Annotated in this window: 8 protein-coding genes; 1 reads left to right on the plus strand and 7 read right to left on the minus strand. The window is 55.3% G+C overall.

What is annotated here, in order from left to right:
• Positions 1 to 30 precede the first annotated feature (30 nt).
• Positions 31 to 573, minus strand: a complete 543-nt coding sequence (locus IMCC3135_RS09775) for a VF530 family protein (RefSeq protein WP_088917438.1) — start codon at positions 571 to 573, stop codon at positions 31 to 33.
• Between the two features lie 905 nt (positions 574 to 1,478).
• Entirely contained in the window at positions 1,479 to 1,649 is a 171-nt protein-coding gene (locus tag IMCC3135_RS33995; RefSeq protein ID WP_157735887.1) for a hypothetical protein, read from the minus strand.
• A 231-nt stretch (positions 1,650 to 1,880) separates the two neighbouring features.
• On the opposite strand from IMCC3135_RS33995, the gene IMCC3135_RS34000 reads away from it, so the two are divergent.
• Positions 1,881 to 2,069 carry a hypothetical protein gene (locus IMCC3135_RS34000; RefSeq protein ID WP_157735888.1) on the plus strand — a complete coding sequence of 63 codons (189 nt, stop codon included), beginning with the start codon at positions 1,881 to 1,883 and terminating at the stop codon, positions 2,067 to 2,069.
• Between the two features lie 197 nt (positions 2,070 to 2,266).
• Here the strand turns inward: IMCC3135_RS34000 and IMCC3135_RS09785 are convergent, their stop codons facing one another.
• From IMCC3135_RS09785 to IMCC3135_RS09805, 5 genes are read right to left on the minus strand one after another with little or no spacing between them, the layout of a single operon-like run.
• Positions 2,267 to 3,730, minus strand: coding sequence for a hypothetical protein (locus IMCC3135_RS09785; RefSeq protein ID WP_088917440.1), 1,464 nt, complete (start codon positions 3,728 to 3,730; stop codon positions 2,267 to 2,269).
• Positions 3,731 to 3,744: 14 nt separating this feature from the next.
• Positions 3,745 to 8,007, minus strand: coding sequence for a hypothetical protein (locus IMCC3135_RS09790; RefSeq protein ID WP_088917441.1), 4,263 nt, complete (start codon positions 8,005 to 8,007; stop codon positions 3,745 to 3,747).
• Complete coding sequence (locus IMCC3135_RS09795; protein WP_088917442.1) at positions 8,004 to 10,601, minus strand: hypothetical protein; 2,598 nt, start codon at positions 10,599 to 10,601, stop codon at positions 8,004 to 8,006. The genes IMCC3135_RS09790 and IMCC3135_RS09795 overlap by 4 nt, the downstream gene beginning before the upstream one ends.
• Complete coding sequence (locus IMCC3135_RS09800; RefSeq protein ID WP_088917443.1) at positions 10,598 to 13,948, minus strand: DUF6603 domain-containing protein; 3,351 nt, start codon at positions 13,946 to 13,948, stop codon at positions 10,598 to 10,600. The genes IMCC3135_RS09795 and IMCC3135_RS09800 overlap by 4 nt, the downstream gene beginning before the upstream one ends.
• Complete coding sequence (locus IMCC3135_RS09805; RefSeq protein ID WP_088917444.1) at positions 13,945 to 15,759, minus strand: hypothetical protein; 1,815 nt, start codon at positions 15,757 to 15,759, stop codon at positions 13,945 to 13,947. The genes IMCC3135_RS09800 and IMCC3135_RS09805 overlap by 4 nt, the downstream gene beginning before the upstream one ends.
• Between the last annotated feature and the right edge of the window lie 224 nt (positions 15,760 to 15,983).

The following is a 15,983-nucleotide window of genomic DNA, read 5'->3' on the forward strand; positions in this document are numbered from 1 at the left end:
TTTGTCCAGTGCAAGTGTCAACCAGATTGGCTACTTTTTTGGAATCCCCCATGGGTTTTCAGTCGTGCTAGGCAATCGTCTTGGTGATGCAGGCGAATTGCGGCTATCTCTGGCAGCTTCTTTGTTGTCTTGACTGCTGGAGCGCAGACTGATTTTATCAGCATTACTATTCTTGCTATTTCTTGGGCCAGAATTCGAATCAAATTCAGCTGCTCTGATTTCACGCTCTTTGCTCAACCGTTCTGCACCTTCCAGGCTTAGCTCAGCTGGCTCGCTCACAGTTTGATCATCTGGAATAATGCGATCTCTAGGCGGTAGTTGAGACTGCTGGTATGAGGCCTTGGGCAGATTTTTAAAAGAATATAAATAAAACCCTTCTACTTTTTCTCGCGCCCAGTCTGTTTTTTTCAAAAACTTCACGCTGGATGCAAGGCTTGGATTGTTTCTGAAGCAATTGATATTCAAATAGGCCAAGAGAATATCAAAGCCATAATGGTCTATCAGCTCAGTCAGCATATGTTTCAAGCCAACACTATTTAGTGGGTTGTTTTTGTAGTTGATTTCGTCATTCATCGTAGGGTTCATTAAATGTGGTTTAGTTTTCTGTATGGACGCAACAAAGGGGATTGAGTGATTTCGACGAATAAAGCGAAATCAACACCTCCGCCTACTTTATTACTGACGTTAGCAGCGAGAGTAAGCGGGAAGTATACGAGTCATTAGATGTTATGGCCAAACTGGCAGCGCTGGTGCGGAGACTGTCTAATGCTTCCTGTACTCTTGCAAGCGAGTGATCAGATCGGCTCGGGACTTAGCAATAGAACCTGAATGTGAGTTTATGGTCACAAGGCTTTTTCCTCAGGTAAGGTTACCCCCAGATATCGCTGTAAGCAAGACCAGTCAAAACCGGAAAAGATACAATTCCACAGGCATCGCTACGGTACAATTCGCCCACCGCCAAACGGACAGGGCGGCTATTCAAACTTAGGAGAAAAACATGGCACGTGGTGTAAATAAAGTCATTTTTTATCATACGCAATAAACTATACGTTAAATCTATAGTTTCATTGATTTGTTCATATCACAGTTTGTACAGGTAAATCTGATTGCGGTCTATTCCATCTACAGATAAGGTTCTGGGTCGAAGATTGAACACACTGAATAAAGCAGGCTGAAGAACTATCAGAGCCTCCAGAGTCGTCTAAGTAGTGTTTCGCTTTATTGGTGAATTCCAATCAGGCACAATTGGAGATATTTCAATTGGCATTGACAGTAATACGTCGATCAAGACAGGCCTAGCAATTCGCACTGGCGTGTGAAGGAGAGCAATTCCTCTTTACTCACTAACTTCTTCCTCTGGGCCCGTGAACCCGTTCGAGCCCTCTTGCTAAAAATTCACCTCCATGGTCAGTTCTCCGACCTAGGCACATAATTCGAGTACGGTTTTCTAGTTGTCTTCGGCGACCTTGTCTCCCTTGTCAAAAAGTATCCCCGGCACTGGCCAACAACTGTTTCTTCCATTGGGTAACCTGAGGGGTTTGAACATCGAATTTTTTGACCATTTCCGCCATGGTCAATTCACCTTTGATTGCGGTTAGAGCAACCTTGGCTTTGAGTTCAGGTTTGTGCAATCTTCCTGTCTTTCTCATCTGACTCTCACTCCAGAATAATGGAAGAGAGCGCTCAGGTTATCCTTGAACTGTCCAATGACTCGGGTCCACTACTATTTACTGTGCGATTCGCGGAAATCCAAACTGTGGATTGCGTCGTTTCAACTCAACAACTGTATCTATGATTTCATTTGAGGGGCCTTTCGGGCCAGGTTTGGTTTTTCTAGCAGACGCTTAAAGCAGTCAATATTTGCGCTGTTTGAGAAATTTATGAAGTTTCAACAAAGTGGACGGCCTGATGATCACTGTCGCTTGTTGAATTCTGCGGTGAATGAGGACAAGCGACCAGAATCCCAGCAGGAATCGATCCAGTGGCGTAAGTCTCGGTGCACGCTTGCGATGGCGTTTGATGATCAGGAGCTGCTGTTTCATCAGCAGGCTGTCGGCAATAATGGCTAGTGCGCCGCCAGGCCCCAGAAGTTTGGCAATCGTGGTCAACAGATGTGCAATGGGTATCAGCAAGTCCTTAGTGATAGAGCAGAATAGTGAAAGTTTCTGACAAGATCAAGACTATTCAAATGACCGAATTCACGTCATTATTTGTAGTTCGCTATGTACAGCTCCTCATAAACCTGTATATTCCGATTGCGCGTAATTTAGAGGGCGGGTCGCATGATGACGTCATGTGCGAGTCCGCTCGACGAGCCCGGACGCGGTGCCGGTCTTGCGTATGCCACCAACCATGCCAGCCGACGCCCCGACGGTGCGCGGCCAAGCATTGGGCAAAGCGCGTAAGCAAAACCGCGCGCTCCGATTTGAGAGGAGCGCAAAGTGAAGCGAGCTTTGGCAAAGTATGTATGGCCCTCGCCGGGTTGCCGACCTTCTTGAAGCGGCAGATGCTGCAAAGCGTCACCGTCCACCGCGAAGGGCAAAAAGTTTTCCGGCGGCGCTTTTCGAATAGCCAGTACGGGCTCGTCGGATTCGTCAAATTTGGGACGTGGCCGCCACTCCGTCCCGCGACCTGCGCTGTCGCGGACGGTGGTTTCCTCCAGCCACGCAAGATTGTCTGTAGGATCGGTGCGGAAAATCGCCTGTTCAAACGGCGCACCCTGCATCAATGGTGCAGTAGCAAGTAATGGCATCGCACCATTGTTATCACACCAACCGCGCAACGCATCGCTTTGGCCATTCTCGACAGTTGTAATGCGTCCGAATGTATCGGTCACCCGAACGGTGCCTATCGTCACTAGTGTATTGGTTGGCGTTTCGATATCACAGCGCCACATGAGCTGCCCCTGCTCGGCGAAGGACGCAGCGATCAATAGCTGGCCCAAATCTGAAGGGCCGGCAGGTACGGCGGTCCAGTCTAGTTGCGTATCTTCGAAACGCCACCACCTGTCAGGTTGAGCACCCGGAACAGAGAGACGTGAAAGCGGCTTCTTGAACACCGTCAGGGGCGCATCTCCTGCAGAACCGGTGAAATCAAACCAGCGCAGTTGGGGCCCCGTCGCTGCCTCAGCCTGCAAATTGGCACCATTCTTACCCGTTAACGTTGTTGCATGGCGACGGTGATCGTGATCAAAACTGTCATTAGAATCCATCTGTAAAACGGCCCATTCACGCACAAGATCTAGCAGATCGGCTGGCAAATCCAGATCATCGCTCGACCAAAGATTAATTACAGCGAGCCCGTCGATACGCCTGTTTTCCTCCATGCGGTTCAGTATCGGATGATTGTCTTGCAAGGTGACCTGATGCAACAGCGCCTGCGCAAGAGTGTCCGCTTTTGCGTGACGTTCAGCATGGGCGAGCAGGCTGTGACCCAGACGCAACCGATCACGCCAGTGGAAATTGGCCCAAGTAGAGAGTGCGGCAGACGGAATCAAGTCAGGGGAGGCCAAACCGAGTGCGCGCACCGATGACAACGGTTCTGCACCGACTTGGACATCGGCTTGCAAGGGTGTCCCACCGTCAAAAAAGTCCATCTCGCCCACCCACCACTGGCGACCCAATAGCCACAGCGGATCACCCAGAGGCACCTGCGCACCGCTGACAGGGCTGATATTGCGTGGGTCAGGCTCAATGCGTCCGACGCGGCGCCATGGACGTTCTTTGGTCATGAGACGTTTCTCCTTTACATGTCGGATTCGTTGCGTTTCACACAATAACCAGCGGCCAGCGCTGCAATGTCATGCTCGACCATCAGCATCGGAAGCGTAGCGCCAAGATTGCGAATCAACGGCTCTATTTGGATTTCGTCAGACCAATCGGTCGGGCCAAGCAGTCGGGCTTGTGCGCGATCAACGACTTGGTGAACAAGCCAGGCCACATTTGTCGGGTTCCATTGCTCGGAAGGGGTGGTACGAACACCAAGGATTGCCACCTGTGGTGCGCGGGCAGAGGGTGCATCAATATCAATCACGATGCCGGTTTCGCCCGTCAGTGGCGGTATGGTTTCAGGCCACCCGTCTAGATACAGACCGGCAATTTGTCTCGAACGGGTGCTGATATCACCAACAACGACGCAGGATGCAGTAGCGGGATATACGTCGTCTTTCGTGCGGGGGCCACCGATCCAATCTGTTTCAGGGCCGTTAGGCACGGCGCCATCCTCGTTCCATTGCATTGCTGTAGCGGGCATGTCACCGTTGCGCGCACTCATCAAATCGGCCAGCGGTTCGAGAGTGTCCTGCACTGTCGCGCTGTCCTCCATCCAGTGCAGCAATGCACTTGGTCCAGCATGTTTCAGGCGCTTGCCCTGATCAAATACAGATGAATCAGCAAGCCGGAAAGGTAGGACAATCGGCAAATCGCCAAGCAGCGCCTTGAGCGCATCTTCGGGTGTTCCAGCGGCATCGGCATCGGTCAGACGTTGACCGAGAATGTTGCCGATTTCCATCAGTCCGCGCGGCCCGGTGGATACGTTCAGATTCCCCAAAATGCGGTCAAGTATTGGGTGCGGGGTGATGAATGTATCCGCCAGGGTGATGCTATCTGTGCGAATCAAATTGCCTGGCAGAATCGGCAGCGTGATCGGGTCTCGGACGACTCGTTCGCCGATGCGCCTGAACTGTGCGCGCCATTTCTGAACTGTGCTGCGCGTCCGTGCCATCGCCTGGGTGATTGCATCCTCTCTCCAGCCCTCTTGTACTACCACGCCAAGGTGTTGCGGCATTAGGGGCCCATGGTTGGCAAGCGCGAGAAAAAGCCTGCCTGCCAACCACAAAGTATCGTCGGCGGCACGGTCGAATGCGAAAGTTTGATGTGGCTCCAGGTTAAGACGGGTGCGCGCCTGCGACATCAATAAGGCGCGTCCGTCACGGCCCGGCGCCATGATATACGCCAGTTCCAGAGCCGAACTGACCATAGCGGACAACAGCAATGTTCTACCGTCCCTGGTGTTAACTTGTCCAGCGATCGGGCCCAGTAACAGGTTTGCAATTTGTGCAAGTTCCGGTGCAAGGATCGCTCGCAAATCTGTGCCGGATGCGCCGCTGTCCAGCCAGTCGGTTGCCAGAGCCACGTGAAGCGCGACGGTTTCACCGGCCATTCGCGCATGCGATACGCTTATATCATCTGGCGGAGCCGCGCCTGAACCGAGCCCCGCCAACGCCGCCTGAGCAGCTTCCGGGCGGCCTTCTGACAACGCTGATGCACCTTCTGCTACAAGGACCTGTCGCAAGGCCGCCGCAGCAGCAGTCAAAGCACCGTGGGCATCGCTTACAGCAACTGGCACGTTCGACCACCTTTGCAACGAGGTATCGTCCAGAAATGCCAGGCCATCGAACAGTGCGGTGGCGGGCGTCGCATTTTGCGCAGGGTAAACGCCCGCAATGTCGGCCTCCAGCCCCGCTGCGCCCACCCGCTGCAAATGGTCGATGACCAAAACGGCAAGACTGTCCGATAGATCATCGCCTCGGCGCAGGGCCGCCAGAAGTGGCTGTGCGGTAGACATGGTTTCGCGCGAAAGGTCGGCAGGCAGCAGTGCTTCAGAACCGGGATCATGCCACGCCAGACCTTTGCGCGCACGCCACAGGATTGCCAGCGTTGTCGCCAGTCTGGCAGACGGCGCGGTGATGTATTGCGCGGGCGCCTGCTGTGTAATTGGGACAGGCAGGGGGCCTTCGATAACACCGTACGCCCCAACACAAAGCGTGCGGTCGGCATTGCTGCGCTGAAGGTCCAGAATATCTTTCGCGGCAAGCTCTTCCCACACGTCCGCACGGTGGGACACTGTATCGAGAAGGCCAGCCATCACGCGATGGGTGATCCGGGGCGGTGTTTTCGCCAGCTGTTCGAGCTGGTCGGGCAGAACCATGAGAATCTCGAGCGCGTGGCGCGGAGTGCTCTGGGAACCTGCGGCATTCTCAGCCAAATCACGCAAAGGCCCCCCATTCAGGCGCAGAATCGCGGCGACAGCCAGACGCAGGCGTTCAGGCCCCTCTTTGGGAATTTTCCAATGTCCGTGACCAAGAAGTTCAGAGCGCTCCTTAGAATTAGATGTTCGGTGCGCAGCCTCTATCTCGGCCAGAGCGCGCACGAATAGGTGTTCTGCAAAGACCGCCAGAAGCGATAAGGGACCATGCTCTATTTGCTCTTTAAGTTTGGGATCAAGCCGCTGCTGCAAGCGGCTCAATAACGGGCCTACTGCCAGAAGGTTTTCCAGATTTGGATCATTAAGTTCCAAAGTAGTGCTGTCCTCTGCCCCCGGCGCGACAAGCGACCCACACAGTTGTGCTGCAAAGTCGGAAAACTGCGCACCATCACTGGTTGCGTGAGGGCCGGCGACACCATGGGCTGCGACCAACAGACCCGCACGGTCTGTGATGTTTGCAAAGGCCCGCTCTGCCGCCAGACGGCGATCCGGATCTGGCAAGTTGGTGAGGATATCCAGCACAAGTTCCGGAGGCAGAAAATCTCTTGCCCTCCAAATTTGGCCTCTATCGTGGCGGGCTAAAGTGGTGATTGTGGGTTCGTAGCCGGGCAAGGCCGCTTCGGACCTTCTAACATCACGGGATTCTTGCGCCAGCATCGCGCGCGATTCAATGATGGCACGCAGCGGGTCCATGCCGTTTCTTGGTGTCGCATCGAGTGCCGCGATGGTAAGTGCCACCGGATCCTCGCCGACACGTAAAATCGGCAACACACCGTCAGGGCGCAGTGCAAGAAAGCGTTTCTTGAAATTGTCGATCTGTTGTGACGTTTCTCCACTGCTCAGAGCAGGATCGGAATCAAACAAAAATTCGGCCGCCGGACGAACTGCCGCTTCAAAAATCAGATCTGCCAGAACGGTGCGCACCTGTTCGATATCGGGCGCATCCTGAGACAGAGGTACGGCATCAAGACCAAGGGCACCGGCAAGCCGCGCGCCGCCTGCGCGTGTGCGCTTGGTCGTAGGCGAAATCACCCCGCCTCCCTTGGTTGGCTGGCCGGGTTCCGGCAAGGTTACCCCATTGGCGCGCTGGTTATGACTGTGCATAAGCGCCTCCAAGGCGGACTGGTCCTGCCTTGCATCCTCGCCAACGCCAAAAACGACGAGCCGGTCAAAACTGTCGCGGTCCGGCAGCGTCATTTCAAGTGCCATCCCGATCGCCAGCGCTGCGTCGAAATCCGACAACCAGCTAAGGGCAGCCGCACCAAGAAAGTCGGTATCTCCGGGTGCCGGACCCACTGGCACCTCGCGTGGGATTTCGAGCCCCCGCGCGGCCGCGATGACCCGACCACGTCGAAATGCAGCACCAAACAGCCTGTGAGGCAGACACCGCGCGACCGGACGGGCGGTTGCCAGCGGTTCGTCAGCACGTTTGGTCGACCCAACCCGGATCTGTTCCAGAACAAAGCTGGCACGGGCGCTACCCAGCGCAGTGTCGATCGCAGGTCGCAATAGTGCGGCGGGCTGACCCGCCGCCACCGCAACAAGATACTGACGCGCGAGCAGCTCTTCGCTCGCGCTGATCCGACTCTCATCGGATGCAATATGTAGGCTATCAGGAAATGCGCGTAATCGCAGTTGCAAGCCTTCAAAGGCCGTCTCGATGCGCAATGGCAAAAGCAAGGTCGGCCCACCGGCAATCGTTCCGTCGAATGACAGATCAGACAATTTCAGAATCGGTTGTCCAGGCTGGTCGGGCCGCGCGCTCTGAACTGTGCCGCCAAGTACGGGCAGAATCTCAAGTAGCGCAAAGGTCATACCTACCTGCGCGCCTTCCGGGGCTGTCTGCGCGGCATTGCCCCCGACCAGAAGCCGCGTCACGCTAGTGCGCGTTTCGCCTGCGGATGTGCTTACGCTCACCGAATCACCAACAGCTGCAGCGCCCCCTTTCAGCGTCCCCGTTACGACCCTGGTGCGGGCCCCCGCAAATCTAAAGATATCCTCTATGACTAGCGTAAAGCTCATGACCGTGGCCCCAATAAATCAGACCCGTGAAGCGCGACCATCGGGGGTCTTTCCAGTAATATTCCCGCCATAGCAGCAGCAGAAGCCCCCCACTCAAGGCCATCGAGCCTTATCCCAGCGAAATCAGCACTCGTCAAGAGGTTTGCATCTAGATCATCCCAGTCAAGCGACTGCCAGCCACCTTCCGCCTTGATCTGTGCGGGGCTGCGTTTCGCCGCACCATTGCGCCCCCCCAGCCCAAAACTAAGTCCGTCCTGGGGCACCTCGAACACCAAAAATTGCCCTGCCGAACCGGCGGATGTGAGCTCGCCGCGCATGTTATCCGCGGATGCCTCAAACCCCAGATAAATCATGTCCAGGCCGATCTGGCCCATCGCAACTGGGTAAGACAAGTTTCTGTTAGGGTCTATTTCCCGTCGATCGTTCGACCATTTAGCAGCACACAGATAACATAAAGTATCTGGGTGCTTAAAGAATATCTCCGAACGGATGATCGCCATAAATCCAACTTTCCCGCCCCAATGCGTACCCAGTGGTGTCGAACCGCCCCACATGCTTACCGGTTCAAGATCAAAACTGGCAGGTCCGCCGGTATCCAGCACGGGAAAAGCGCGCCGCACGGGGCTTGGGTGTTTCGTCACCGGCAACCCACGCCAAACCAGCTCGCGCAGGAGTTCATGGTTCGCACCGACTGTGACCGCCTCTAACGCAGCACCGTCCAGTATCAATCCGACAACACTGTCTGCCGGAACGTCAGACAACCCGGGCGCCAGGGCGTTCGGGTCCAGATCAAAAAGTAGTTCTACGATGGGTTCAGGCCAGACCGGATCATGCAGAAGGCGACGCGGCAACGGTGTGCGTCCCATCTCAGGTGCCCCCTTTATTCGAGCGCGCAGACGCGGGGGAATGCTAACTGCCGGGTTGAGCGCGCCACGGATTTCGCGCACTGCCGCGCTTGAAATTGACGCAGTCAGCGGTTGAGGACCGGCAGGGTGCAATTGCGTTTCGGTGACGTCCACTATTGTAGTATCGATCACGCCGTCGCGGATTGTGTCGGCCTGCGCGCGCAGACTTTCCGGGCCTTCGAAGCGCATATGGCTGATCAAGGCCGCGGGATCGAGCCGTTTATCGTCCTGGATATAGATACGATCAGTGCGCCTTATGATGCGCTGCCAACCGCGCAAACCACCTGTTCCTGCAACATCATGCGCTTTGCGCGTCTCTTGACTGACGTTCACGATGGCATCAGCGAGCGTCCCGCCTGATCCTTTCCCCATCAGGCCACGGCTGACCCTGCGACGCAGCGCGGGATGACCAGCTGCCTCATATGCCGTGCCGCGGATGATCTTGGCACCCGAGCCGTCAACGGTCTTGATACGTGCCAGCGCCGGAGCGGCGAACCGGAGAAGCGCCTCGTCGGAGAGCTTTGCCATTCCGGCATAAAGAGCAGCCGCAAGGCGTTGTGACAGATGTCCGCGAGACAAGAGCGCGTTGGCGTCATCGATGGCACCCGCTTCATCGCGCAGAAAACCGATGATATTGTCCTGATGGCGCCGCACGACCTCTGCACCCAGCGATGCCATGATGCGATAGCTTGGCGTGCGATTAAGTTCGGCAAACCATTGCAGCTCAGTGTCCGGCAGGTCCGGACCTGCATCGTTGACCTTATCGTTGACCTTTTTTGCGTAAAGGCGTCCGTAGCTTGGCAACGGCATGCGAAGCTGTCCTCGATCATCATGCGGCGACAAAGCATTGAGCAGAGCGGCGAGGGGTGAGAAGTCGGGCAAATCATTGACTAAAAGCGGGGCGCGGCGAGTTGTGGTGTCAGGCGGCAGGTTCAAGAGTTGAGTGGATTCTGCTGAAAGGGGCAGGGTTTCGGGATTGGCTTTCAACTCGATCCTTCGCAGGTCGCGCAGCATGTCTTCGGCACCTCTGGATGTGCCGGTACCAAAACGCCACCAGTGCAGGGCCGGCACTGTCAATGCCGCAGTGCCCGTATCCCACGCCGGGCCGCCACTCCCCTCGATGTTGGGATCCGGAACATCACCGAGGGCGGCAATCCGGCCTTTAACGGTCAGCGGAACAAGGGCCGCCAGATATCGGGTATTGGGATTAAGTTCCTGAGGGCAGAGCAACCGCGCGAAGGCGGCTCCGTCGCCGTTGTGAACATGTGCCATTAGATCGAACGCGACGATCGGTGGTAAACGCGCGCCGCCTCCCTTAATCGTAACCACAGGGTTGGGCACCCGTGTTGGACTAAATTGTATTTCATCGTCATCAGGCATACACAGCAAACCAAGTGTCGGCTTGCCGGTAAACGAAAAGCTCCACGGTAGATTTGGATCGCGCAGTTCGAGATAGGCCAGCGCACCAGCGCGGTGATCGCCTGCGCCGTGCGCTGGTACCATCTTGCGGACGGCCCCTTGGTGCAACCCGACCATCTGGCCCGGACCGGCAAGCGGCAGCGTTACAGAAACAGTATCTGCCCCCTGATCGGTGGCCAGCTTGACCCCGAAACTGACGGTGCCGGCCGATGTAACCTGAGAGCGCAAGCCAGTCAGACGCCAGCTGTCAAAAGTGATGAATTGGCTCATGCGGCAACCTCCGTCGTACGGGCGACAGTAGAATTTTCGGAAGCTGCAGACGCACTGGCTTCGGTATGGCTGGTGGCTGGCCCGCCTGCGTTCAGATCGTTATCGGCATGGGTCCATGTTTCGGACTCGATGCTGATACGGCCCTGCGCCGTGGGGGCGGTTGGCATCCGGCTGGCGTCAGGCGCGCGCGGGGTAGCAATGGATAGCCGAACGCGGCGCGACTCGCCCGTGGTCTCATCTGCGGGCTGTACGATAAAACAGGCACGGCCCGCGTCAACGCGGGCTGTCGAGCCGGTATTGTCGGAATTCCCTTGCCCGAAACGCGCTCCTGACGGCAGGGCCTCGTAACTTGGACCCGACAGTTTTTGCGCGTCCGACACGGCTAGGAACTGTGCCCGTGCAAATGGTGCGCGCAGGGTTTCGGCCACCTCCAGACGGGACTGCCCAAGCTGCAATCCTGTGATGCCGAAGCGGTGCGGTCCTTCGATGGGGTTGGCACCGACGGTTGCCAGATCAAGATCCAGCGGGATCAGTTTTTGATCCACCGACAGTTGCGCACCAGGCGGCACCAGACCGTCGGCGTGATCCATGATGGCATCACCCTGATCGGATTCCCCCGACCAATTGCGGGGGTCGCCTAACGCAGCATAGAGGATTTCGCGCGCGCGCACAGTTGAAAGTGGCGTTGATTGCTCTTGTCCGATGGTCTTGGAAAACTTGGCAGTAATGTCGAAAAACAGAATCTCAATCGTGGCCTCACCATTGACGATCCAGGGCCCCGGCCCGCGCAGCCGTCCCCGGACAGACACTGAACACAGGTTGGTACTGCCGCGCCTGATTGAGGCGGAGGCATAAATTTCCAGATCGAGGCCGAATGGCTCGAAGATCACCAATGCGTCGAAACCCAGTTCGCCTGTAAGCGTGAAACCGGCTGCACCAGCTTTTAACATGGCCCGCGCGCCAAGCTGAATCGAGTTAGAGGTTATCGCAAAATAGCCCTCCAACAGCAGCGTCATTCCCTTGGTAGACAGATCGACTCCAAGGCGCGGCACATCAGGAAAACCAGCGGGGCGTTCAAAGGCTGGGTGCAGCCCACCAACGGAAAAGGCGAGCGTCGGCATCCCGCCCCAGCGAGTCAGCACGGCAAAGCCACCTTTGACAGGCAGCCCCTGAACCTGACTGTCGAACAACGCGCCTTCGGCTTCGAGGGTTCGGGCGGTAAAATCAATGACGCCAAAGACGTTCATGTTAAGCTTAACTAGTGCTATTTTTGGGTCCGGCACGGCCACCGCGACCTTCCCAATTAGCACCAGCCGCAGCGGATCGGGCAAGGTCAGGGCAAGTGCCAGATCGAGCGAAACGAGTTCTTTCGGTTGCCCCCATCCCAATTTGACCGACGGGCCGAACACATGCTGGCCGCGCGTAATCGGGAACATCCCGCTTGCCAGTTTGGCGATCCTCGGTGCATCTCCAATCGGATCCTTGGGTGACAGGATATCGCCCGCCGTGCCTGCGCGCACGGCCTGTTTCAAGACATCGATGTTGACATCGCGGTGCAATCCCAACAGCCCACCCACGCTGCTCAGCGTAAATCCGAAGCCCAGCGGAACCGGCGAAAACCGGCCCGCGACAGTTACAAGTAACGAATAGCCATCAGCGCCATCCAGCATTTTTGTGTCGAGCATACCGAATGCGGACAAGCCGAGTTCGGCCACATTGAGCGACAGGGTGCCGACATACTGCCCCGTATCTGCGTTGAACGCGATGTAGCCACCACCTTTCACCGGCCCGGCCTCCAGCGTCAGGCCAAGGCCGCTAGGTTGCTTGAACTTGACCACAAGGGCGCTGACATCTGCCAGTGAGGTCGGCAATCCGCCCTCCAAATTGACGCCGATGCCCTCGATCGTCACACCCAGCGGGCCGAGCTTTGCCTTTCCCGACAAAACCAGCGCAAGGGTTTGCCTTGCCGCTTCAGTGCCTTCAGCTGCATCTAGCGCCATGCCCACCGACAAGATCGTCACAATCGTCCCAATGCTGAGACCTGCGGGGATTTCGACGCCCAACCCGCCACCGCGTTGCAAATAGAAACCTGTTTTAACGTCATAACCCAAGGTCAGCGAAATTTGGGTCTCAAGCGGTTTGGGCACCAATTTGCCGATAAACCCATCGGGGTCAGTTGGCGCAATAATGACCTTAGCATCCTCAAGCGTCGCCTCAATCGAAAGGCTTTGGGTTTTGCCTGTCTGGAAAATCGAGCGAAAAACTGGCCGCGCGGCGTTGATCGCCAATGGGCCAAGCGCGATACGCTCCTTGTATTGGGGGGGGGACTGCTTGATCGTGATACTGGCTTTTGCGGCGACAGCGTCCGAGGCGGCGGTTGCCTCAAAGCTCAGCCCTCCCGGCCTGGCAATCAGACCAAAAGGCAGGTTGCCAGAGAAATCGCTAGAAAATTCGGCTTGCCATCCCGCATCAAGATCGAGCACTTTGCCGGCGTCGCCTTGCATCCGTAAAAGGGCCAGGATGCCGGGCTTGGTCGGACCATCTGCGGCAAGTTCGGCGATAACAGCGGTAAGACTCAGTTCGACAGTGTCACCCAAAGCATCGTCAGGCAGAGGAAGCTCTGCCGTCAACGCAGCGAGGTCGGCGTCGGGGGGGATGGCCGCAAAACTGTGTTGTGGGCTTTCGATCATCCGTGTTGTCAGTCCAAATTCGGCGGCCAGTCCCTCGAGATGGGCAAAAAGCAACTCTGCATCCAGCCCTGTATTCCATGAAATTGTCTGTGCAAGAGCGGTTTGAGGGCTACTTATCGCAGGCCAGATTTTTGCGGCATCGAATTGACCGCGATTTTGCTTACGCACCGCGTCTTCATTGCCGATGCCCAGAAGACAGCAACCATGCCAGATCGCGGGCGCACGGTCGCGCAAATAGCGCACGGTAAGATGCTCAAGAAGTGCCGCCGCGATTTCATTCGGCGGTGGCAACCCCCCAACGCTGCCGATACCGTCGGTGACGCTCGTAAGGGCGCTGCGAATGGCGGTAAGGCCTCTTTGCAGATCAGGCGATTGACCTTTGTTCAGTGCATCCAGAACGGTCCAAAGCGCCTGACCGGCGGCGACTAAATCCGCAGTGGCACTTGTGATGTCGTCAAGATGCTCCCGTAATTCGAGGCCTGTCGCCACCAGCAACGACGTCATTTCTGCTGCGGGGTCGTGGGGCATGTCCTCCATCATTTCGGTCGTGACATTGAACCAGCGCAATGGCTTGTCAGGACGTTGCGTAACGATAGCTACCGGCGCGAAAAACTGCACCAATTCGCGAAGGATATCGTTCTCGCCAATGTCACTCATGGCACTTCCGCGTATTCGATAGTTCGGGTGCCGTGTTTATAGGTGAGGACCAATTTAAAGAACTGGCCCTTAACATTCTCATAATCACTCGCGAGAAGATTGATTATCCCTGTGCGGAACGCCGCCTCGTCAAATCCCTTAACTTTCTCGTCGACAATATTATTCAAGCCATCGCCTATAAAACTCATCGACAACTCCATCTCCTTTGGCAGAGCAGGAGCAGCATGCGTGAGAGAGATGCTAAGTGCTTGTGAGCCCGTAGGCGTGGCTTTGAAGCCAACAGAAGTTTGCAACGAATAGAGACGCTCGATCATGGTGTCGGTATTTATGGCGCCAGGCTTGCCAAAGTCATAGGCGACGTGGCCCGGTTTTTCTTTCGTGGAATCTCTGAAACGCCTACCAAATGCACAACGTTCCGCGAATATTAGCAGTTGGTGATCCTTTGTGAAGTTCACCAGATAGAGACCGAGAAGCGTCAGCCCAAGAATAATGCCGGTCGCCAGTGAAATGATGAGACCCGCCGGACCAGCGGCTGCTGACGCGACACAAAATGAAAGATAGAGCGAAAACGCGACTCCGACCACAGAGGACAGTCCCAGAACCGCTGCCCCAAAAGCGACCGACAGATCACCGTTGTGTTCAGCCGAAGAGAACTTTGCGTGGGCGTCAGCTACCTCAAATGCGAGCATCGGAACGGCCAAGACAGAGCAAAGCTTACCGGCAACTTTTTTAATTCCATCGCCTCCTAACGTTGTAGCGGCAGTGCCGATCAGCTTGATTGCCTCACCCAGTGTCTTGCCGGCTTTTTTTATATCAATCTTGCCTTTTGGTGACGTGCTGAGCTCTAGCAGCCCGGTCGTGGTTTTGAGAAATCCAGTGATCAGGCTGATTGGAATACTTACCGCTTTCAGTCCCGCCATCAGTTTGGTCGCGACGGTGGGATTTAATCCCTTCAATCCAGCATTAGAGACAATCTCACTCATTAGCTTCACCTTTTCAGCAGGGTTTGCCGCTTTACTAATTTCCTCAATGTCATTAAGACCAAATAGTAACTTGGAATAGTAATTGAACATCAATTCGCTCTGACTGGTCTGTTGCGGTTCCAGATGCGTGATGATTGTCAGGATTGCACCAAGCCGCGCTTTCGCCGTGAGGACCCACTTCAGAATTACCTCGACCTTCATCTCACCCAAAAAACTCGCTTGCTCCAATACCGATTTGTCGTTCAGCTTGAACTCCGGCTTGTTGTTGTCCGGATTTAACTGATCAGGTAGATTGTTAAGCAAGACTTCGAAATTGATAGGCTTGAAGATTGACTCACGGCCTTCGCTAGCATCCAGTATGAAACGGTCAGATTCGGAGCTGGAGTTCCCAGTAGTCGTTATGCGAGGATCGTAAAGATCGATCAAATGAATGACGTCCGTCAGACGGTCAACCACATCAAGCTGCCTGAAAACATTCACTTTGCCCCAAGCATTGATAAATGCCGGTGAACGAAAGCAAACGATGACTTTGGACGCTAAGATCTCTAAATCTTTGCGCGACTTGGTGCGCTGCCATTCGATGTGCTGCACTAATTTAGGCAAAAGCGGTTCTTTAAATTCAACACTGGTAGGCGTTGCTGTCGCGCTAAGCGATGCTTGAGTGTCACGGATCGCATAGGACAGCCTAAAGGCGTCGTCCATAGTCATTGTGCGCAAATCACCGGGGATGCCAAAGGAAGTTTCTTTATTCAGGCGTTCCTGAAAATATTCAACAGATCCCTTGAAGCGCCTAATTGCTTCCAATGCGTTTCTAATTTCATCGCTCATACTCGTACCCCTCTTTGCGAAGAATACACGTCACAAAAATTAACGCAAGTTTAAACTGAATTATAAAGCAGCCGGTCAGTGTAAGATTTCATCTGACATGTTCGCTTGGACTTTATAAACGGTCTGTGGTGGGGGCGACGGAAATATTGAGGTACGTTGCGATGTAATTCGTTTCTTGGAATATTAAGGGGACCTCTATCAATCACGAATTTCGGTGATTTTCT

Origin of the sequence: Granulosicoccus antarcticus IMCC3135, from assembly GCF_002215215.1 — a bacterium.
Classification (GTDB): domain Bacteria; phylum Pseudomonadota; class Gammaproteobacteria; order Granulosicoccales; family Granulosicoccaceae; genus Granulosicoccus; species Granulosicoccus antarcticus.